14 protein-coding genes and 1 pseudogene are annotated in these 20,082 nt (G+C 70.6%); 10 read left to right on the top strand and 5 right to left on the bottom strand.

Annotated features, from left to right (window positions below):
- Positions 1 to 141: 141 nt before the first annotated feature.
- Positions 142 to 1,584 (bottom strand): endo-1,4-beta-xylanase, encoded by a 1,443-nt coding sequence (locus tag ACZ56L_RS10515; RefSeq protein ID WP_471063131.1) that lies wholly within the window; start codon positions 1,582 to 1,584, stop codon positions 142 to 144.
- A 1,037-nt stretch (positions 1,585 to 2,621) separates the two neighbouring features.
- On the opposite strand from ACZ56L_RS10515, the gene ACZ56L_RS10510 reads away from it, so the two are divergent.
- From ACZ56L_RS10510 to ACZ56L_RS10500, 3 genes are all read left to right on the top strand, one after another.
- Positions 2,622 to 4,091, top strand: coding sequence for a non-reducing end alpha-L-arabinofuranosidase family hydrolase (locus tag ACZ56L_RS10510; protein ID WP_471063129.1), 1,470 nt, complete (start codon positions 2,622 to 2,624; stop codon positions 4,089 to 4,091).
- 868 nt (positions 4,092 to 4,959) lie between these two features.
- Entirely contained in the window at positions 4,960 to 5,973 is a 1,014-nt protein-coding gene (locus tag ACZ56L_RS10505; protein WP_471063127.1) for a LacI family DNA-binding transcriptional regulator, read from the top strand.
- Between the two features lie 713 nt (positions 5,974 to 6,686).
- The gene (locus ACZ56L_RS10500; protein WP_471063124.1) at positions 6,687 to 8,234 is read left to right on the top strand and encodes a WD40/YVTN/BNR-like repeat-containing protein; all 1,548 of its coding nucleotides are present in this window, start codon (positions 6,687 to 6,689) and stop codon (positions 8,232 to 8,234) included.
- Positions 8,235 to 8,440: 206 nt separating this feature from the next.
- Here ACZ56L_RS10500 and ACZ56L_RS10495 read toward each other — a convergent pair whose 3' ends face one another.
- Entirely contained in the window at positions 8,441 to 9,598 is a 1,158-nt protein-coding gene (locus ACZ56L_RS10495; RefSeq protein WP_471063122.1) for an ROK family transcriptional regulator, read from the bottom strand.
- A 193-nt stretch (positions 9,599 to 9,791) separates the two neighbouring features.
- On the opposite strand from ACZ56L_RS10495, the gene ACZ56L_RS10490 reads away from it, so the two are divergent.
- From ACZ56L_RS10490 to ACZ56L_RS10480, 3 genes are all read left to right on the top strand, one after another.
- Complete coding sequence (locus ACZ56L_RS10490) at positions 9,792 to 12,005, top strand: alpha-galactosidase (RefSeq protein ID WP_471063120.1); 2,214 nt, start codon at positions 9,792 to 9,794, stop codon at positions 12,003 to 12,005.
- 122 nt (positions 12,006 to 12,127) lie between these two features.
- Entirely contained in the window at positions 12,128 to 12,325 is a 198-nt protein-coding gene (locus tag ACZ56L_RS10485) for a hypothetical protein (protein ID WP_471063118.1), read from the top strand.
- A 225-nt stretch (positions 12,326 to 12,550) separates the two neighbouring features.
- Positions 12,551 to 13,411 carry an alpha/beta fold hydrolase gene (locus ACZ56L_RS10480; RefSeq protein ID WP_401762858.1) on the top strand — a complete coding sequence of 287 codons (861 nt, stop codon included), beginning with the start codon at positions 12,551 to 12,553 and terminating at the stop codon, positions 13,409 to 13,411.
- Positions 13,412 to 13,573: 162 nt separating this feature from the next.
- On the opposite strand, the gene ACZ56L_RS10475 is transcribed toward ACZ56L_RS10480, so the two are convergent.
- Positions 13,574 to 13,879, bottom strand: coding sequence for an RICIN domain-containing protein (locus ACZ56L_RS10475; RefSeq protein WP_471063116.1), 306 nt, complete (start codon positions 13,877 to 13,879; stop codon positions 13,574 to 13,576).
- A 230-nt stretch (positions 13,880 to 14,109) separates the two neighbouring features.
- On the opposite strand from ACZ56L_RS10475, the gene ACZ56L_RS10470 reads away from it, so the two are divergent.
- Positions 14,110 to 14,937: a hypothetical protein gene (locus tag ACZ56L_RS10470; protein ID WP_471063114.1), complete on the top strand. Its 828-nt coding sequence runs from the start codon at positions 14,110 to 14,112 to the stop codon at positions 14,935 to 14,937.
- 298 nt (positions 14,938 to 15,235) lie between these two features.
- Here the strand turns inward: ACZ56L_RS10470 and ACZ56L_RS10465 are convergent, their stop codons facing one another.
- Positions 15,236 to 16,045: a helix-turn-helix transcriptional regulator gene (locus tag ACZ56L_RS10465; protein ID WP_471063112.1), complete on the bottom strand. Its 810-nt coding sequence runs from the start codon at positions 16,043 to 16,045 to the stop codon at positions 15,236 to 15,238.
- 192 nt (positions 16,046 to 16,237) lie between these two features.
- On the opposite strand from ACZ56L_RS10465, the gene ACZ56L_RS10460 reads away from it, so the two are divergent.
- The 3 genes from ACZ56L_RS10460 (at position 16,238) to ACZ56L_RS10450 (ending at position 18,669) form a co-directional block, all read left to right on the top strand.
- Entirely contained in the window at positions 16,238 to 16,741 is a 504-nt protein-coding gene (locus ACZ56L_RS10460) for a hypothetical protein (RefSeq protein ID WP_471063110.1), read from the top strand.
- A 37-nt stretch (positions 16,742 to 16,778) separates the two neighbouring features.
- Positions 16,779 to 17,294 (top strand): hypothetical protein, encoded by a 516-nt coding sequence (locus tag ACZ56L_RS10455; protein ID WP_345219257.1) that lies wholly within the window; start codon positions 16,779 to 16,781, stop codon positions 17,292 to 17,294.
- Positions 17,295 to 17,448: 154 nt separating this feature from the next.
- Positions 17,449 to 18,669, top strand: a complete 1,221-nt coding sequence (locus ACZ56L_RS10450) for a hypothetical protein (protein ID WP_471063108.1) — start codon at positions 17,449 to 17,451, stop codon at positions 18,667 to 18,669.
- A gap of 292 nt (positions 18,670 to 18,961) precedes the next feature.
- Here ACZ56L_RS10450 and ACZ56L_RS10445 read toward each other — a convergent pair.
- Positions 18,962 to 20,023, bottom strand: a pseudogene (locus ACZ56L_RS10445) (threonine aldolase family protein); the annotation flags it as partial.
- Positions 20,024 to 20,082: the final 59 nt, after the last annotated feature.

Below are 20,082 nucleotides of genomic sequence, written 5' to 3'. Positions count from 1 at the left end.
TGGTGCAGCCAGTCCGGGGCGGACCTCGGCGGACGCCCGACGACTGCCTCCGCAGCGGGAGGCGGGTACCCCGTCGGCCCGGGTCGCAGGCCCTGGCCGCGACGAGGGCCGCGCCGCGTTCCGACAGGTCTGGCAGGACTCTCAGGTGAGGGTCCAGCGCTGGTTGCCCGCGTTCGAGCAGGAGTAGAGCTGGGCGAGGGTGCCGTTGGCCGTGCCGGCTCCGGCGGCGTCGAGGCACAGGCCGGACTGGACGCCGACGACGGAGCCGTCGGAGTTGAGGCGCCACTTCTGGTTGTCGCCGCCCCAGCAGCTGTAGATCTGCACCTTGGCGCCGTTGCCGTTGCCCGCGGCGTCCAGGCACTTGTCGCCGTAGACCCTGAGCTCGCCGGCGGCGGTGTGCGACCACTGCTGGTTGGTGTTGTTGTTGCAGTCCCACAGTTGGACCTGGGCGCCGTCGGTGGTGGTGGCGCCCGGCACGTCCAGGCAGCGGCCGGAAGCGACGCCCCTGATCTGTCCGGAACCCGAAGGGGGCGGGGTGGAGGCGGAGTTGAGTGCGTCGAGGACGGCGGTGTAGGCGGGCTTCTTGCTGCCGTTGGCGTTGAACAGCAGGGGCGAGTGCTCGGGTCGCCAGGAATCGGTGTCGCGCACACCCCAGACGGTGATGCCAAGACAACGCGCGACGGCCAGGCAGTCCTTGGTCACGTCGGCGTAGGCAGTGGGCGACGCGCCCTGGACGTCGAGTTCGGTAACGGCCACGTCGACGCCGAGAGCGGCGAAGCTCCGCAGGGTGGTGCGGAAGTTGCTGTGGTAGGGGCTGTCGTTGTTGAAGTGCGACTGGAAGCCGACGCAGTCGATCGGTACGCCGCGCTGCTTGAAGTCCTTGACCATGGCGTACATGGCCTGGGTCTTGGCCCAGGTCCAGTTCTCGACGTTGTAGTCGTTGTAGCAGAGCTTGGCGGCCGGATCGGCGGCGCGCGCGGTGCGGAAGGCGACCTCGATCCAGTCGTTGCCGGTGCGCTGCAGGTTGGAGTCGCGCCGGGCGCCCGAACTGCCGTCCTGGAACGCCTCGTTCACGACGTCCCACTGGGCGATCTTGCCCTTGTAGTGGGTCATCACGCCGTTGATGTGGCCGACCATCGCCTGGCGCAGCGTGCTGCCGCTGAGGCTCTGCATCCAGCCGGGCTGCTGGGAGTGCCAGGCCAGGGTGTGACCACGCACCTGCTTGCCGTTCTGCACCGCCCAGTGGTAGACGCGGTCACCGGCGGTGAAGTCGAACTGGCCCCGGCGGGGTTCGGTGGCGTCGATCTTCATCTCGTTCTCGGCCGTCACCGAGTCGAACTCGCGGTTCGCGATCGCCGAGTACGTCGAGTCACCCAGCCTGCCCGAGGCGATGGCGGTGCCGAAATAGCGACCGCTCTGCGCCGCCGCGGCCCCGAGTGTGTTCTCGGCCGCGCTTTCGGCGGCGTGTGCGGCCGGTGACGTGACCGGCGCGGTGAGCGCACCGAGGACGCCGACGGCCAGTGCGGTGAGCAGAACGCCGGCCTTCCGGCGGACGGCGGGCGGGGGAGTGGCATGCGAAGACATGACTGTGCCTCCAGAGCTGAGATCGGGGAAGGGGGGAACGGAGTCGCGCCGGGGGCGACCACCGTCCCGGAGACGTTGCGCGACTGCCAGGTGAGCGACTGTGCCGCTGTGGTGACCACGCCGGCGCGCTGGGGGCCGTCCGGCGGGCAGCCGACCCGGTCGACGCGTACCGCGGTGTTCGCCGCCGCGGCGGGAACCGCCACCGGGCGGTGGCAAGGCGTCCGGGGTGGCGCGACGAAGAGGAGGAGGGCATGAGCGGCTCCCGCGTCGATGGTGTTCACCGGGTGGAGTGGGTCCGGGTGAGCAGGTCCTCCGCCGCGGCAGGCGGCCACGGGGGCAACCGTGTGAGGAACCAGGTGCCGGTGGGGCCGGCGGAGGTGAAGGAGCGGAAGCAGCGCAGGCCGACGGAGTGGACGCTCCCGGGGTGAGCACACACCGGTGGCGACCCGCAGCCACTCCGTGGAGGCGTTCTCGGTGACCGGCGGCACCGTGGGCAACGCCGAGGAAGTGCGCTTCCTTTCGAAATATCGAACGGCGGTCGGTGCGTCGGCTGATTCGAGTCGGACAGTAGCGACGTGCGGGGTGAGCGTCAACAGTGCTGACGCACAAGGGAGTTGGAAATGTGGCGACCGGGTGGACGCCGCTTGGCCGCCTTCTCCCTCCCCAGCGCGGGCGCGTGGGGCGAGGACCGAGGCGAAAGTTTTCGGAGAATTGCCGTTCGGCCCGACCTGTTGGTCGAGCCGCCAGGGGCAGCGCTGTTGGCGGCAGATCGGTCGTAGGTCTTGACCCAGAGACCTCGTGTTCCTAATTTGTGGCGTCAGCGATCCGAGAACGTTCCGGAAAAGTTTCGGACTTGAAGCGGCGTCCGCCCTCCCGGATCCCTCACCCCGGCCACGGGGAAGTGCTCCAGCTGGAGCGCGCAGAGCGCCGATGCGTCGGCAGGTGCGCCAGTTCTCCCCCGCCCCGCCCCTGATCCCGCCGCGGCCGCTCCGCGGTGCATCAAGGTCACCTCACCCCCGCCCCCAGGAGGTCTTCCGATGCGGTTCCGCCAACGGCCCCTGTTCCACCTCAGACGCCTGCTCGCCGTCCTCGCGCCCCTGCTGCTCGCGGCCACCGTCCTCGGCGCCCCGCCCGCCGCCGCGGCGACCGTCGACACCAACGCCTGGTACGTGCTGGTCAACCGCCACAGCGGCAAGGCCCTGGACGTCCACAACCTGGCGACCGGCGACGGCGCGCGCATCACGCAGTGGACCAGGAACGACCAGAACCAGCAGCAGTGGCAGTTCGTCGACTCCGGCGGCGGCAACTACCGCATCAAGTCCCGCCACTCCGGCAAGGTGCTGGACGTCCACAACCGGTCGACGGCCAACGGCGGCCCGATCGTTCAGTGGGCCGACCTCAACGGCACCAACCAGCAGTGGCGGCCGGCCGACAGCTCGGACGGCCATGTGAGGCTCCTCTCGCGCCACAGCAACAAGGCCCTCGAAGTGCAGGGCGCCTCCACGGCCGACAACGCGAACGTCGTCCAGTACGACGACTGGGGCGGCGCCAACCAGCAGTGGCGGCTCGTCAAGGTCGGCGGCGGCAACTCGGGCCCGTGCGAGCTCCCCTCGACGTACCGCTGGACATCGACGGGGCCCCTGGCCCAGCCCAAACCGGGATGGGTCTCGCTCAAGGACTTCACCGTCGCCCCCTACAACGGCAAGCAACTCGTCTACGCGACGACGCACGACACGGGCACGAAGTGGGGTTCGATGAACTTCAGCCCGTTCACCGACTGGTCGGAGATGGGCTCGGCCGGCCAGAACACGATGTCGTCCGGCGCGGTCGCGCCCACGCTCTTCTACTTCGCGCCGAAGAACATCTGGGTACTCACCTACCAGTGGGGTGCGACCACCTTCTCCTACCGGACGTCGAGTGACCCCACCGACCCCAACGGCTGGTCAGCGCCGCACGAGCTCTTCTCCGGAAGCATCGGCGGCCCCGGAACAGGACCCATCGACCAGACGATCATCGGCGACGCGACGAACATGTACCTGTTCTTCGCCGGTGACAACGGCAAGATCTACCGGGCCGACATGCCGATCGGGAACTTCCCGGGCAGCTTCGGCTCGTCGTACACGACGATCATGAGCGACACGACCAACAACCTGTTCGAGGCACCGCAGGTCTACAAGCTCCAGGGCCAGAACCGCTACCTCATGATCGTCGAGGCGATCGGCTCCCAGGGCCGCTACTTCCGCTCGTTCACCGCCACCAGCCTGAACGGCACCTGGACACCCCAGGCCGCGACGGAGAGCAACCCCTTCGCAGGCAAGGCCAACAGCGGGGCCGCCTGGACCAACGACATCAGTCACGGCGAACTGCTCCGCACCGGCCCCGACCAGACCATGACCGTCGATCCCTGCAATCTGCGGCTGCTCTACCAGGGACGCAGCCCCGACTCGGACGGCGTCGACTACGGCCTCCTCCCGTACCGTCCGGGGCTGCTGACACTGCGGCGCTGACGGCGCGGCCCGAGTCCGCTACGGGGCCCGCGTGGTGGGCTCCGCAGGAAGCGGACAGGACGTGAAGCCCCTGGGAGGGAGGGGACGTGCGACGGCTCTGCCGTTCCAGGAGGCTTCACGTGGTCCTTCACCACCCGCCGAGTCCGAGGAGCCGGCCGACCGAGCGGGGTACCGAGCTCCGGTACGCGATCCGGTTCGGGCGATCTCGACATTCCCGAGCCTCCCGGGCAACCGCCGCGCGCGGGTCGGTCAGCTCTTCTTCGGCGGTGCGCCGGGTCGGTTGGCCAGGGTGACCGCCGGTCTGTGAGCGCTGATCACGCGGACGGTCACCGGGCCTGCCCCGGGCGCGGCATGCACCAGGGGCGCGCCCGGGGAGAACGCGGCGGCTGTGGCCGTGACCGACGCCGCCGTCCACGCGGCTCGCGGCAGGTTCCGCACCGCGGACATGCCGTGACCGCGCCACCCTCGGCCTCGGCTGGAGGGTGCCAGAACTCCGCTGACGGGCCCACTGCTTGTCCCCGGCCCCCTGCCGCGGTGGTGTGGGACGACTTCCCGGCCGATGCCGGGGCCGGCGGCGTGGTCGACGAAGTGTCTGCGGTAGCCACCGTCGCCCCGGATCTCGCCCCGGATCTCGCGCAGGGCGGGCGGCAGCCCGCCCGAAGAGGGCCCGACCGGGGGAGGGGCCCGGATCGTGTTCCGCTGGACGCCGGTTGACGAATGGTCCGTGCCGGGTGCCTTCGGACCGCTGAGTGAAGCGCTTCAATAGCATGGTCTGGACAGGTCTCGGCGACTGGGGCTAAGGTGCGTCCTATCCGCGACGATCTATGCCAAGTCCGCTGTTGAAGCGCTTCTTCTCGGGGAGAATCCGATGGTCACCCTTGCTGAAGTGGCGCAGCATGCCGGAGTCTCGGCCAGCACCGTGAGTTACGTCCTCAGCGGCAAACGGACCATCTCCGCAGTGACGAAGCAGCGGGTTGAACGCAGTATCCAGGAACTTGGCTACCACCCGAACGCCGGGGCGCGGGCATTGGCGAGCAGCCGGTCCAACATCATCGCGCTGATGATGCCGTTGCGTACGGACATGTACGTACCGGTCATGATGGAGATCGCCATCGCCGTCGCCACCCATGCCAGGGAGCACGGCTTCGACGTGCTGATGCTCACCGGTGAGGAGGGGCCCGCCGCCGTGCAGCGCGTGGTCGGCAGTGGGCTTGCCGACGCGATCATCCTGATGGACGTGGAGCTGGACGATGCCCGGCTCCCCCTGCTGCGCGCGAGCGGGCGGCCCGCCGTGCTCATCGGCCTTCCCGCCGAACCCGGTGGACTCACCTGTGTGGACCTCGACTTCGCTGAGGCCGGGGCGCTGTGTGCGACGCACCTGGCCGAGTTGGGGCACCGCGACATCGTCGTGATCGGTGAGGCTCCGGCAGTGTACGAGCGCAAGACCGGCTTCGCGGAGCGCACCATCGAAGGCCTGCGGGGCCGTGCACAGGAGCTCGGCCTGCGTGTGCTGCACCGTCCGTGCGAGGGGTCGTACGCCGCAGTGGCCGGGGCCCTGGGGCAGGTCTTCACCGAACGTCCCGGCGTCACGGGTTTCGTCGTACAGAACGAGCAGGCGCTGGAACCCCTGCTCAGCCTGCTGCGCCAGGACAGACGTGCCATTCCCGAGGACATCTCGGTGGTCGCCGTCTGCCCGGAGCAGGTGGCCCTCCAGGGCTCGATCCGGCTGACCTCCGTCACCATCCCCGCGCGCGAGATGGCACGCCAGGCCGTGGAGCGCCTCGTCGCCAAGATCGCGGGTGAAAGCCAGGGCGAGATCTTCCTCCTTAAGCCCGAACTCGTCGCCCGGGCAAGCAGCGGACCGGCGCCCGCAGGAGGGTGACGGGCTGGTACGGCGGGGTCTGACCGCCCCGCCGAATCGGTCCTCCACCCGCAGTGGAGCGCAACAACCACTGGCGCGAGCGCCGAGGGCAACGGCCTCGCCATGCGCTCGGCAACGAGAGAACGCGCCAACTCCCAGAATCAGCGGCCCCGTTACGGGGCCGCGAAGAGTGCGACGGCGGCGGGCAGTCCCTTCGCGGCACCGCAGCCGGATTGCCTGACGCGTTCTGGCGCGGCCCTCGCTGGGAGGAACTCCTTCCAGCCCGCCTCATTCGAAGCGCTTCGAAATTCTCGTGTTGCCTGCGCAGGGCCCAACAGGAGCAGCAGTCTGCCCGTGCGCCCGTTCGGCGGCGCCCGTGTCGCGCCCCCAACACGCGGGCACATTCCCAGTTCGGAGCGTGCGAAGCTGCCGTGAAAGGTCGAGCGAAGTCACCCTCGACTCCGTTCGGTCCCCGAAGTTCCCCGTGACGACCTGTTGTCTTCCCCGGAGCTGCATCGCTACTGTCACCGAAGCGTTGAAGCGCATCGATACGCGCCTTCTTCGGCCTTCCGGACCTCCTTCGACCGAACGGCTCCGTGTCGACCTGCCCCGGCTCCCGGGAGCGTGAGTCAAAGCCGCCGGCACCGCCGCGCATGAATGTCGCCACCACCGGCCTCAGGGCCGCACATGACTCGGACGGCCCTCACGAACACACCAGAAAGGCAGGACCCCCCATGTCCTCCGCGCCCCACCTGTCCCGACGAGGGCTGCTCGCCGTCGGCACGGCCATCGCCGTCCTTCCGGCGCTCGCCCCCGCCGCCGCGTCAGCCGCGCCGTCCGGAGCGGCCAGACGTATCCCGTACACCTTCGGCAACGCGGAGACAGTCGGCGGCGGCTTCGTCAGCGGCATCGTCTTCAACCAGCGCGAGCGCGGACTGGTGTACGCCCGTACTGACATCGGCGGCGCCTACCGCCTCGACCGGGCGACCCGGCGCTGGGTCCCCCTCACCGACTGGATTGGCTGGGACCGGTACGGCCACACCGGCATCATCAGCATCGCCACGGACGAGACCGACCCCGACCGCGTCTACCTGGCGGCGGGCACCTACACCCTCCCCGACTGGGACCCGAGCACGGCGGCGATCCTGCGCTCGACCGACCGCGGCCGCACCTGGAGGACCACCCCCCTGCCGTTCCGTCTCGGCGGCAACATGCCTGGGCGGGGCATCGGCGAACGCCTGGTGATCGACCCGAACCGCAACCGCGTCCTCTACCTCGGCGTGCGCGGAGGGCACGGCCTGTGGCGCAGCACCGACCACGGCAAGACCTTCGCGAAGGTCGACAACTTCCCGAACGCGGGCAACTTCGTTCCGGACCCCCAAAACCCCGACGGCTACAACGGCGACAACCTGGGCGTGCTGCAAGTCGTCTTCGACAAGCGCACCGCCCGGGCAGGCAGGGCCACCCGCACGCTCTACGTCACGGTCGCCGACAAGGACAACATCCTCTACCGGTCGACCGACGCCGGCGACACCTGGAAGCCGTCGGGCAGTGAGCCGGCCGGACTCACCGGGCCCGGCGTCGAGGACCAGGCCGTCGCCGTCAGCGCCGACGGCAGGCGCGTCGTCTGGTCCCCGGCCGGCGCTCCGGTCAGCTGGTCCGACGACCTCGGGGCGACCTGGACGGCGTCGAAGGGGCTGCCCGCCGGGGCCCCGGTACGTTCGGACCGGGTGAACCCCGCCATGTTCTACGCGTACGCCGCCGGCGTCTTCTACGCCAGCACGGACGGCGGCAGGACCTTCACAGCCACGTCGGCCGGCGGCCTGCCCACCGCGGGCAACGTCCGCTTCAAGGCGGTGCCGGGCCACGAGGGGGACGTCTGGCTGGCGGGCGGCACCAGCAGGTCCGCCGCTCCCACGCCGTACGGGATGTGGCGCTCGACCGACGCGGGAAGGACTTTCACCCGGCTCACGGCGGTGGACGAGGGGGACGTCGTCGGCTTCGGCAAGGCCGCACCGCGTGCCACGTACCCCGCCGTCTTCACCAGTTCCAAGATCGGCGGCGTGCGTGGCATCTTCCGGTCCGACGACGCGGGCCGGACCTGGCTTCGTGTCAACGACGACCGGCACCAGTACGGATGGACCGGTAACACCATCACCGGAGACCCCCGCGTCCACGGCCGGGTGTACGTCGGCACCAACGGACGGGGCGTCATCTACGGCGACCCGAAGCAGCCGGTGGACGGTGCCGTCCGGAGGTCGGCGCGGTCCACCTCCGGTTGACGCCGCTGTGGCAGTCCCGCAGATCGCCTCGGTGGGGGGAAGTCGGCGCGGTTGCCGGGGTCTGGACCTCAGATCCGCAGGGTGCCGCAGTAGGGCCGGTGGTCGACGCGAGGTGCCCTCGGGGGACTCTGAGGGCCGGCCGCACGGGCCGCCTCGGCCAGCCGTGGGCATGCCTTCGTTCACACCGGGGCAGGGCGACGGCGTGACTACATGTCCAGGACGTGGGCCTGGATCGCGGTGGTCGCGGCGCCGCGTGCCCAGTGGGTGAAGTCGCTTTCCCTTATGTCCAGTTGGAGTGGTACGGCGCTCGGGGTGCGGCCCTCGCGCACTGCTTCGTCCACGGCCGCACGGGCCACCTCGGCCAGCCGTACGCCTTCGCCCGCGAGCACGATCTTGCGCACCAGTGTGAAGTTGGCGATCGCGGCCACCAGACGGCCGAGGGCGCGTCCGGCGTCCGTGACGACCCGCGCGGCCACCGGGTCCCCGCTTGCGGCGAGGTCGAGGCACTCCTCGTAGGACACCGGTCGCCGCAGACCCACGGAGACGGCGGCGCACAGTGACGACTGCGTCAGCATGGCCGTGGCGCAGCCCCGGTGGCCGTCCGGGCACAGCGGCCCCAGCGGGTCCAGGGGAACATGACTGAGCAGCCCGATCCCGGCGTCCGGGCTGTCGACGACAGTGTCGTGCATGACCAGGCCGTATCCGATGCCGCTGCCGATGGTCAGGACCGCACACCGGTCGTGACCGCGCGCCGCGCCGAACCAGTGCTCGGCCCGGGTCAGAGCCAGCAGGTCGTTGTCCACGACGACGGGCAGGCTGAGAGTCTTGGAGAGCAGGCCGCCCAGCGGTACTTCGCCGGTCCAGCCCAGGAAGGGCGCCGTGATGACGGTCGTGTGCTCGCGGACGTGCCCGCCGAGGCCGACACCGACCCTGCTGACCGGCGGCCCCCCGGCGGTGCATTCGTCCGCCAGTTCCCGTACGGCCGCCACGACCGAAGCCGGACCCCGGTCCGTCAGGGGCCTGCGCGCCGAAGTGAGGGCCTCTGCGCGCAGGTTCGTGAGGACCGCGTGCACCGCGTCACCGGTCACTTTGACGCCGAGGAAGTGGTACGCGGCCGGGTTGACGGCGAGCGGTCGGCTCCGGCGCCCCGCCCGGCTCTCCCGGTCCGGTCCGCTGTCCTCCTCCACCAGCAGCCCTGCGTCGACCAGCGGCCTGGTGAGCCGGGTGAGACTGCCCGCCGACAGGCCCAGCCGCTGGGCGATCCGGCTGCGGGAGACGGGCCCGCGCAGCAGCACTTCGAGGGCGACGGCGCGGGCCGCGCCGGTCATCTGGATCTGGGTCGAGGGCGCTGGGGTGGCGTCCAACGGTGCTACCTCCGCGAAGCAGGGTCGGTCGGCTGGATGAGGCTCAGCGTCCCATGTCGACGAGTTATTTTCGCTGCAGAACGAATCGGCTGTCGTCGCCCTGAATTTTCCTGCTGCGCGCCGGGGTTGACGGCAGTTGGGTTCCGTGGCGAAAGTTTCTCGTGTCCGTCCGCGCATCATCCCAGGGAGACACATGCCCGCGCGCTCGCACGACCATGACCTCCTCCACTTCCGTGCCGCCGGGACGAGCCTCGTCCTGGACTGCTCCGGCGGCCTGCTGCCGCGGGTCGTCCACTGGGGGGCCGACCTCGGTGAACTCTCCCGCGACGCGCTGGCTTGCCTGGCTCTCGCCGACGCGCAGCAGCCCGTGTCCGGTTCCCTCGATGCCCCGGTTCCCTTCACCGTGCTGCCGCAGCAGTCCGTCGGGTGGCTCGGCACCCCCGGACTCACCGGGCACCGCGACGGACAGGACTTCTCGACGGCCTTCACCGTCCGCTCCCTGCGTCCCGAAACCGGCGACGGGCCCCTCGCCCACCGCCTCACCGTCGAAGCCGCCGATGAGCACGCGCGCCTGGCCCTGCGGCTGGAGATCGAGCTGACGCGCTCCGGCCTGGTCCGCCAGCGGGCCGCCCTCACCCACGAAGGCGGCCATGAAGACGGCCATGAAGACGGCTATGAAGACGGCCGGGAAGGCGAGCGCCCCTTCACCCTGGACGGTCTGCTGCTGACCCTGCCTGTTCCCGCCCACGCCACTGAACTGCTCGACCTCACCGGCCGCCACCTGCGCGAACGCAGCCCCCAGCGGCACGAGTTCACCATCGGGACCCATGCACGGGAGAACTGGCGCGGCCGCACCGGCATCGACGCGACACTGGTCCAGATCGCGGGCGAGAGCGGATTCGGGTTCCGCACCGGTGAGGTGTGGGGGATGCACGTCGCCTGGAGCGGCAACCACCGGTCCCTGGCCGAACGTACCCCGGCGGGCGTGCGCCTGCTCGGCGGCGGCGAAAGCCTGCTGCCGGGCGAGATCCGGCTCGCAGTGGGCCAGACGTACGACTCGCCCTGGGTCTACGGATCTTACGGACGCGGCCTGGACGAACTCGCCGGACGCTTCCACGCATACCTCCGCGACCGCGCCCACCACCCCCGCTCGCCCCGCCCGGTCACCATGAACACCTGGGAGGCCGTCTACTTCCAGCACGACGAGGACAAACTGAAGGCCCTGGCCGACGCGGCGGCCGAGGCCGGGGCGGAACGCTTCGTCCTGGACGACGGCTGGTTCCGCGGCCGCCGCGACGACACGGCCGGACTCGGCGACTGGTACGTCGACAAGAACGTGTGGCCCGGTGGCCTGCACCCGCTGGTGGACCATGTGCACGCGCTGGGCATGGAGTTCGGGCTCTGGTTCGAGCCCGAGATGATCAACCCGGACTCCGACCTCGCCCGGGCCCACCCGGAATGGATCATGGCTACGGGCGGGCGCACGCCGCCGCTCTCCCGCCATCAGCAGGTTCTCGACCTCGGCCACCCCGAGGCGTACGCCTACCTGCTGGAACGCCTGGACACCCTCGTCGGCGAGTACGGCATCGCGTACATCAAGTGGGACCACAACCGAGACCTGGTCGAGGCCGGGCACGGCCCGCTCGGCACACCCGGGGTGCACACGCAGACCCTCGCCGTGTACCGGCTCATCGACGAACTGCGCGCCCGTCGGCCGGAGCTGGAGATCGAGTCCTGCTCCTCCGGCGGCGGCCGGATCGACCTGGGCATCCTGGAGCGCACCGACCGGGTGTGGACCAGCGACTGCATCGACGCCTTGGAACGCCAGCAGATCCAGCGCTGGACCTCCCTTCTGCTGCCTCCCGAGCTGCTCGGCTCGCACGTGTCGGCGCCCGTCGCCCACACCACGGGCCGTTCGCACACCCTCGACTTCCGGGCGGCGACCGCCCTGTTCTGTCACTTCGGCATCGAGTGGGACCTCACCCTCGCCACCACCGAGGAACGCGCCCGGCTCGCGCAGTGGATCACGGCGTACAAGAGTCTGCGGCCGCTGCTGCACCGCGGCACCGTCGTCCGCGGCGACCACCCGGACCCTGCCCTGTGGCTGCACGGCGTCGTCGCGGCGGACCGCTCCCACGCCGTCTACGCCCTCGTGCAGACGGCCACCGGCGTGCAGTCGCCGCCCGGCCGCGTCCGCCTGCCCGGACTGGACCCGAGCGTCGTGTACCGGCTGGCACCGCTCGCGCCCGGGGACCGCCCGGAGGGGTCGGCCTGGACGGACCTGCCCTGGTGGCGCGATGAGCGGATGGAGCTGCCGGGGCACGTCCTGGAGACGGTCGGCGTGCGGGCTCCCGTGCTGTTCCCGGAGCGGGCGGTTCTCGTGGAGGCACGGCGTGTCGGCCTCTGAGCCCGTGGAGCGCGGATGAGCCCGTCCGGGGCGGGGGAGTCCGGCATGGAAGTCTCCTGTGCCGGGCTGCCGCGCGTCGACTCCCGGTCAGCTACGAGGTCGCGCTGGAGACCGTGGGCCGGGTGGTTGCCTGGTACGCGCAGCGCATACACGCAGAACGCCACGCGGCGGACCCCGACCTGGAGCGCCTGGCCACCTCCACCACGGCGCGGCACGACGCCCAGAAGGACGTCGAAGCGCTGGACGACGCGGACGAGGCGGAGACGGAACGGTTGGCCGCCCTCTACGAGGCGCGCTTCAAGGAACTCGCCGCACAGTAGGTCCCCCCGGGTGCCGCCGGCCGGCCATCGCCAGCGCCGCGAGTCGCGCGGTGGCCGCCGGCGGTTTCTGACAGCACTGAGGCACCGCACGCGGAAGAAGTGCGTGGGCACGCCGCCCGGTCCGGAGATCCTCGGCTGCTCAGACGACGTACCGGGGCCCATCCCGGGCAGGCGGAATGCCGGGGAGGGCGGTCGGCCGGGCCCCGAAGCGAAAGGACGTGGTCCGTGTTCGAGGGATTCGCCACCAGGACGGTGGACACCGGTGAGGCATCCGTCTTCGTCCGATACGGCGGAGAAGGCCCGCCCCTCCTGTTGCTGCACGGCCATCCCCGCACCTCCGCGACCTGGCATCGGGTCGCGCCCCTCCTGGTGCGGCGGGGCTTCACCGTCGTCTGTCCCGACCTGCGGGGTTACGGGCGTTCCCGCGGCCCCGCGCCCGCCGCCGACCACGCACCGCACTCCAAACGTGCCGTGGCCGGAGACATGATCGAGGTCATGCGGGCGCTTGGTCACCAGCGCTTCGGGCTCGCAGGCCACGACCGTGGAACGGCCGTGGCGCTCCGGCTGGTGCTGGACCACCCGTCCGCGGTGTCCCGGGTGGCGTTCCTGGACGGCCTGCCGCTGAGCGAGCACCTGGACCGTGCCGACACCCGGTTCGCCACCGCATGGTGGCACTGGTTCTTCTTCGCCCAGCCGGAGATCCCCGAGCGCGTCATCAACGCGGACCCCGACGCCTGGTACCGCGGGACCCCCTCGGCGATGGGGCAGGAGAACCATGACGAGTGGCGCGCCGCCACCAGGAACCCGGACGTCGTGCGAGCCATGCTGGAGGACTACCGGGCCGGGCTCACCGTAGACCGCCGCCACGAGGAGGCGGACCGAGCCCGGGGCGCACGGATCGAGTGTCCCACCCTGGTCCTGTGGTCCCTGCGGGACGACTTGGAGGACCTGTACGGCGATCCGCGCGCCATCTGGCGCGGCTGGGCCGACGACGTCCGCGGCCACGGCATCGACTGCGGCCACCATGTGGCGGAGGAAGCCCCCGGTCCGCTCGCCGCCGCCCTGGGCGACTTCTTCACTGCCTGACTCGGTCCACCGCCGTAACAGCAGGGGTCGTCCCACACCCGCGGCAACGCCCCACGGGTGCTCGCCATGCCCCGTACCCCGTGGCGGGAAACGCATGGCACCGCCCGGCCGGGAGCTGCCCATTCCCCTTGTGGGCAACTCACCCGGCCGGGCCGCTCTGCCTCAGCGCCAGGTCTGGTGCCGGTTGTAGTAGCACGTGTTGGTCCGCAGCCCGTACTGCCTGTCGTCCAGGCACTCATTGGTGGCCCGGCTCCTGAAGGTCACTTTGTCACCGCTCTCGTACGCCCACCAGCCGTGCTGGGGCGAGGAGTTGCAGGCCCTGGTGGCGAGCGTGACGCCGTCGTCGTAGAGGCACTTGTTGGTGGCCATGGTGCGGAGCTGACGGGTGCCGTCGTTCCAGACGTGCACGTTCCACTGCTGGTGGACTGGTGGACACCACCGTTGCAGCCGTCTGCGCAGCAGCTCCATCCCGTGGGAGTGACCGTTGCCGCGCCCCCGTCGGCTCCTACGGGATCGCTGGAGTTCTCGACCACGAAATAGTGGGCCATGCACGCCAAAGGGCTTGAGAGACAACCTTGTTGGCGCAGTTCGAATTTCCCGTAGGAGTGGTACCGGGGCGAAGGTGTCTGTACTTCATGCCGAGTATGAGTAGCATCCGGCTATCCACGTGCCCCCTACGAGAGCGAGCGACCATGTCGTTGAGCACCACCCCCATCCAGAATCAGTACGTGCAGCAATTGGCCGATGACTTGGCGAGGAACATCGAGGAGCAGGAGAAGGTCCGCGCCCAGGTGGAGGAGGCGCAGAAACGTCTCGCCGTCCTGACGCAGGAGTACATCTGGCTTGAGGCCATGCGAGCCCAGGCCGCAGCGGCCGAGGCCACCTCGGTGGTTGCCGTACCGGTCACCGATGATGCTCCTGCCGCTCCTGCCGCTCCTGCCGCTGAGGAAGCTCCGGCCCGGACGCCGGTGAAGGCCGGGCGGACCCGCAGGAAGGCCGTGAAGCCGCAGACCGTGACCGTCGCCACGGATGTCCCGGCACCTGCGGATGCCCCCGCGAAGCAGGGCGACTCAGCGGCTGCCCAACCGCTGGAGTCGACACCCGCGGAGGCGTCGAAGAAGGGGTCCGTGCGGAAGTCAACGCCGAAGAAGACCGCGAAGAACGAGAAATCCGAGACGACCGCGACGACCGCGACCTCCGCAAAGGCCGTGAAGGCCGCGAAGAAACTCCCCGGCCAGCGAGTGACAACGACGAAAACGGCTCCGGCCGAGCGGGCCAAGCGGGGTCCTTCGCTGGCCGACCTGATCGCTCCGTTGCTCAGCGCGGACATCCCGCGCTCGACGAAGGAAGTCGTGGCCGCACTCCAGGAGCACCACCCCGAGCGCCCCACCAGCGACCAGTTGGTCCGCAACGCCATCAACACCCTGATCAGCCGGGGCAGGGCACAGCGGCACCAGCAACAGAACTCGGTGTTCTACACCGGCGTCGCACCCCAGGACGAGGGTGTGGAGGCAGCCGCACGGTGAGGCACGGACCGGCCCGACACCGGGCGGGCCGGGCAGGTGGCCCCGCTGGCAGGTGAGGCCGGCTCAACGGTGCGGCCATTAACGGTGCGGTCGTCAACGGTGCGGCCGTGAGCGACGCTCGCGCTCGTCACGGACCCCCCACATCCCGGACGGCCCCGCCGGTTCATCCCGCAACGGCAGTTCCACGCCCCCTTTCGGCACATCGCAGCACATCGCATCGCAGCACATCGCACCGGTGTCGACGGTCGCATCCGAGCGCTCGCCGGTCGGCCGCGCGCGAGTGAGTGGCCGTCGGCGGTCAGCACGGCCTTCCGGGCGGCGACAACTCCTGGCCGGAAAGCAGGCCCGCGCGCTGAGCACGCAGCACTGCGCTGAGCCGGTCCGTGGCCCCGAGTTTCCGGTACAGGGCGTTCAGATGCTTGTGGACGGTGCGCGGCGAGATGCCCAGCCTGCGTCCGATCCCCTCGGCGGTCAGTCCCGTGGCCAGCAGGTGCAGCACGTTCGTCTCGCGCGGGGTCAACGGCGCCGCCAGGGCGTCATTGGCCCGCCGCCCGCACTCGCCGGCGGAGGACCCGCGCAGCGCCAGCAGGAGGGACCGGTGGGCCGTCGCGGCCTTGAGCAGTGGCTGGACGCGTGCGGCGTAGCGCTCGTCGTGCCGGGAGAAGTCGTCGCCGGAACGGTGCACCAGGAACCCGCTGACGTGCGGCCCTCTCCCCGGCAGCGGCAGGCCGAACACGTGCCGTGTCCCGAACGCCTGGCGGAGGGCGTCGGCGGTCGGACTGTTCTGCCAGGTCCGTGCCCCCACCACCCGGGCGGCGCTCTGCGGCGTCCAGTCCGCGCTCGCCCCGTAGCGTTGGATGAAGGGATACCCCGAACGGATGTGACCCTGCGCCGAGTCGTCGTCGGCACCGGCCTCGGGCAGTCGTCGCGGGGACCGGATCACCACTCTGCCCTGCTCACGCGTCCAAGGCACCTCCTTGACCACGACCAGCTCCCCGTCGAGCGCCGTGAGCAGCTCGTCGGTGAGCAACGGCCAGACGACCTCGGGGCTTTCGGCGCTCATCACCTCGACCGCCAGGTCCAGCATGCGTGCGTACCGATCGGGCATGACAACCCTCCGACGTCCCCGAGAGTGTGCTTCATCACGGTAACCCGTCGTCGTCCATACGCACTTCTCCCCATGGCCCGGCACAGGGCGATCCCGCCACGATCGGTTCCGGGCGGGCCGCGGGGTCCGCTCGGGACCGCGGGGAGATCACGTATGCCCGGAAAGCGAAGAGCGGCAGGAGCCGCGTCGGCCATGGCACCGCCGTCGGCCCGCCGTGCGCTGTTCGCCGCCGTGCTCTGCGCCGCCAGTGCGGGGTTCGCGGCGCCCGTCGCGACGGCGGCCGAGCCACGGACGGGAGCCACCCACTGCGTCACCGTCCTGAACGGGGTCGAGCGCGGCGAGGGCGTGTCGAAGGTCCGCTCACGCACCTGCTTCTCGGGGCCCGGCGCGGCGGAACGCGCCGGGCGGGCGGCACCGGCCGCCGCGACCCAGCTCATGCTCTGGGCGGAGCACCGTGACTACGGCGGTGTGTACGACCGGATCCACGGCTACGACGGTCCGTGCGACGCGGCCGGCCACAGCTTCACGCCGAGCACCTGGTGGTCGAACAACCTGACGTCCTTCCAGGTGATGGGCGGCTGCACCAAGTCGTACCTGAGCGGCCCCCGTGGCAACGGGTCGTTCAGCGGGCAGGTCCCCCACGTCGGCGACAACCTCAACGACGCGGTCACGTACGTGAAGGTCTGGCGCGGCTGACGCCGCGACCGCTCACCATCGAAAGGACATCCACGACATGCGTCCACTGCGCACCGTACTCACGTCTCTCACCGCGACCTGCGCCCTCGCGGCCGGCCTGGCCGTCGCGGGTCCCCTCACTCCGGCGCAGGCCGCCGCGTCGGACTGCACGGGCGGAGCCCGGGGCTTCCGCGACCACCCGGACAACGCCTCCGGTGACACCGACAAGCCCCGCAAGCTGGACCTCGGCGGCGGCGTCGTCATCACGCTGGAGAAAGGGGTGTACGTGGACCAGCAGATCGGCTTCGGGAAGATCAGCGGCCCCACCCGCCCCGGTGACAAGGTGTGGATGGACTGGCGGGCCGCCGGGTGGGACGACGGAGGCAGGCCCGACTGGCCGGTGCACCCCTGGCTCCAGTGCGGACCCTTCACCGTGCAGCATCACGGCCAGAGCCTGACGACTCCCTTCAAGCGGACCAGCACCGACCCCAACTACCAGTTCCGGGTCTGCGGTTCGCTCGCCTCCAACGGCGTCGTCCGCTGCGCCACCAAGAACGGTGTCGACTGGTGGTGACCCGCCGGCACCGTTGAGCCCCGCCCCTGGGGTCCGCCGCGGGCCGCGGTACCGGCAGACCGGTGGCGCGGCCCGCGGCGGACCGCCAGGCCGTCCCACCGACCCGACCCACGGTCGGGCTCGTATCCGACCCCCGCGCACCCCTGGACTGTTCATGACTCTGTCTTTCACACGTTCCCGTGCTTCCACCCGTTCCCCCGCCGCCGCGCGCCGCCGCCCGCCGTGGCGGCCGGCGCGCGCCGCCGTGCTCACCACCGCTCTCCTCGCGCTCGTCCTCGGGGCCGCACTGCCGGCCGCGGCCGCCCCGTCACCCGGCCCGAAGCCCGGAACCGCGCGTGCCGTCGTGCCGCCCGGAGTGACGGCGGGCATCGCCGTCTACGACCGCAAGGCCGGCACCTTCACCGAACAGGTCAACCCCTCCCTGCCCTTCCGCTCGGCCTCCGTCGTCAAGCTGCTGATCGCGCTGGACGTCCTGGGCGACCGCGGCCCCGACGCACTCGGCGCGCAGGACCGCGCACGTGTCGACGCCATGCTGCGCACCAGCGACGACAACGCGGCCAGCCACTTCTGGACCGTGAACGGCGGCGGCACGATCATCGACCGGATGGTGCGCAAGCTCGGCCTCACCGACACCGCACGCCCCCCGGCGACCCATCCCGGCTACTGGGGCTACACCGCTCTCTCCGCCCGGGACACCGTCACGATCTACCGGTACCTGCTGGACACCGCGCCGGCCGCGGTGCGCGACTACGTCATGGGCGGCCTGCGCTCCTCCGCCCGCTGCGCCGGCGACGGCTACGACCAGCACTTCGGCATCCCCGGTGCCTTCGAGCGCCCCTGGGCGGTCAAGCAGGGCTGGTCGGGCTTCAGCTCGGGTGGTTGCACCACGCCGGCCGCGGTCGCACCGGTACCGGCCACGCCGGCGGCCGGTACCGGCGGTCCGGCCGCCGCGGGAGTCGACCTCGCCCGGCCGGCCCTGCACAGCACCGGCACCGTCGGCCCCGACGACGGCACGATCGTCGCCGTCCTCACCCTGCACCCGGACGGCACCTCGTACGGCAAGGCGTACACCGACCTGGGCCGGCTGACCCGCTCCTTGAACGTGCCCGGGGCCACGCGCCCCGCGGGCATGTGGATCGGCACGTGGGGCGCCGACGTCGTCGTCCGCGAAGAAGCCACCACGAAATCCCGCAAGTTGACGGTGCTGCCCGCCGGCGCCGAGATCCTGGTGTCCTGCCAGAAGCGGGGCCAGGAGGTCAGCATCCCGCCCTACACCAACGACTGGTGGGCCTACCTCCCCCAGTACGGAGGCTACGTCACCAACATCTATCTGAGCGTTCCCGAGAACCAGGTCCCGGGCCTGCGCCTGTGCTGACCCGCACAACCCGCCCGGTCCGCCTCGCCTGCCGGGGCGGACCCCCAGCGACACCGGCCCCCGCTCCGGCCGCCTCCGTGCCCAGCACGCGGGGAAACGGACGCCCGCCGTCGAGCCCGTCGACCAGACCCGGTGGAGCCTCGATGATGTGGCGGATCGCCGGTTCGGCCGACCGGCGATCCAGGGACAGCACGCGCGCTGTCACGTGCTTGTCGTGTGCGGCATTCGGTCCAACGGCGTCCTCGTGCCCGGGGTCTGGTCCCGTCGTCGAAGACGAGGCCAAGGGTGGTGGTCATGGTCGGGTCGTCTCGCACGCCACAACGGCGACGAACTCGTCCACGTCGCTTTCGGTGGTGTCGAACGAGCACATGAGCCGGGCTTCTCCGGTTTCCTCGTCGTTGAGGTAGAAGGTGTAGGTCTCGCGCAGCCGTTCGATGACGTGGTGCGGCAACTGGGCGAACACCGCGTTGGCTTCAACGGGTCTGGTAACGACTACGCCGTCGAGGCGGGCGAGGGAGCGTCCGAGACGTGCGGCCATGGCGTTGGCTTGAGACGCGTTGCGCAACCATAGATCGCCGCTGAGCAAGGCCTCGAATTGTGCTGAGAGGAACCGCATTTTGGAGGCCAGGTGCAGGGATTGCTTGCGCAGGTGAGGGACCCCGCTGACCAGGGAGGGATTCAGGACCACGACGCACTCGCCGAAGAGCAGACCGTTCTTGGTGCCGCCGAAGGACAGGATGTCCACTCCTGCGTCCGTCGTGCAGGCACGCAGTGGAACGTCCAGGAAGGCGGCGGCGTTGGCCAGGCGGGCTCCGTCCAGGTGCAGCGCCATGCCTCGTGCACGGGTGTATGCGGACAGGGCGCGGATTTCGTCCGGCCGGTAGCAGGCGCCCAGTTCCGTGGGCTGGGTGAGTGAGACGGCCTGGGGTTGAGCTCGTTGTACGTCACCCTGGGTTTCGACGGCACCGTGGACGGCGTGCGTATCGAGCTTGCCGTGGTTGTGCGGCACGGCCAACAATTTCAATCCGCCCACTCTTTCCGGCGCGCCTCCTTCGTCTTCGTTCAGGTGTGCTTGATCGGCGCAGACGACCGCGCCCCAGCGGTCGGTTACCGCTTGTAATGCGATGACGTTGGCGCCTGTGCCGTTGAAGACGGGGAAGACCTGGGCCTGCGGTCCGAAGTGGTGGCGGAAGAGCGTGTCGAGGTGGGCGGTGTAGTCGTCCTGTCCGTAGGCGCTCTGGTGACCGCCGTTGGCAAGGGACAGGGCCGTGAGGATCTCCGGGTGCGCGCCGGAACAGTTGTCACTGGTGAAATCGCGCCGTCGGGGATCGTGGCGCCGGGAGGCGTCGGTGCGCGTTCCGGGGCCATGCCCGCCGGGCTTGCCGTACCCACGCGTGGGCGTGGCACGGGCGG

Source organism: Streptomyces sp. NPDC039736, from assembly GCF_055596485.1.
This window is presented reverse-complemented; position numbering and strand designations above follow the sequence as displayed.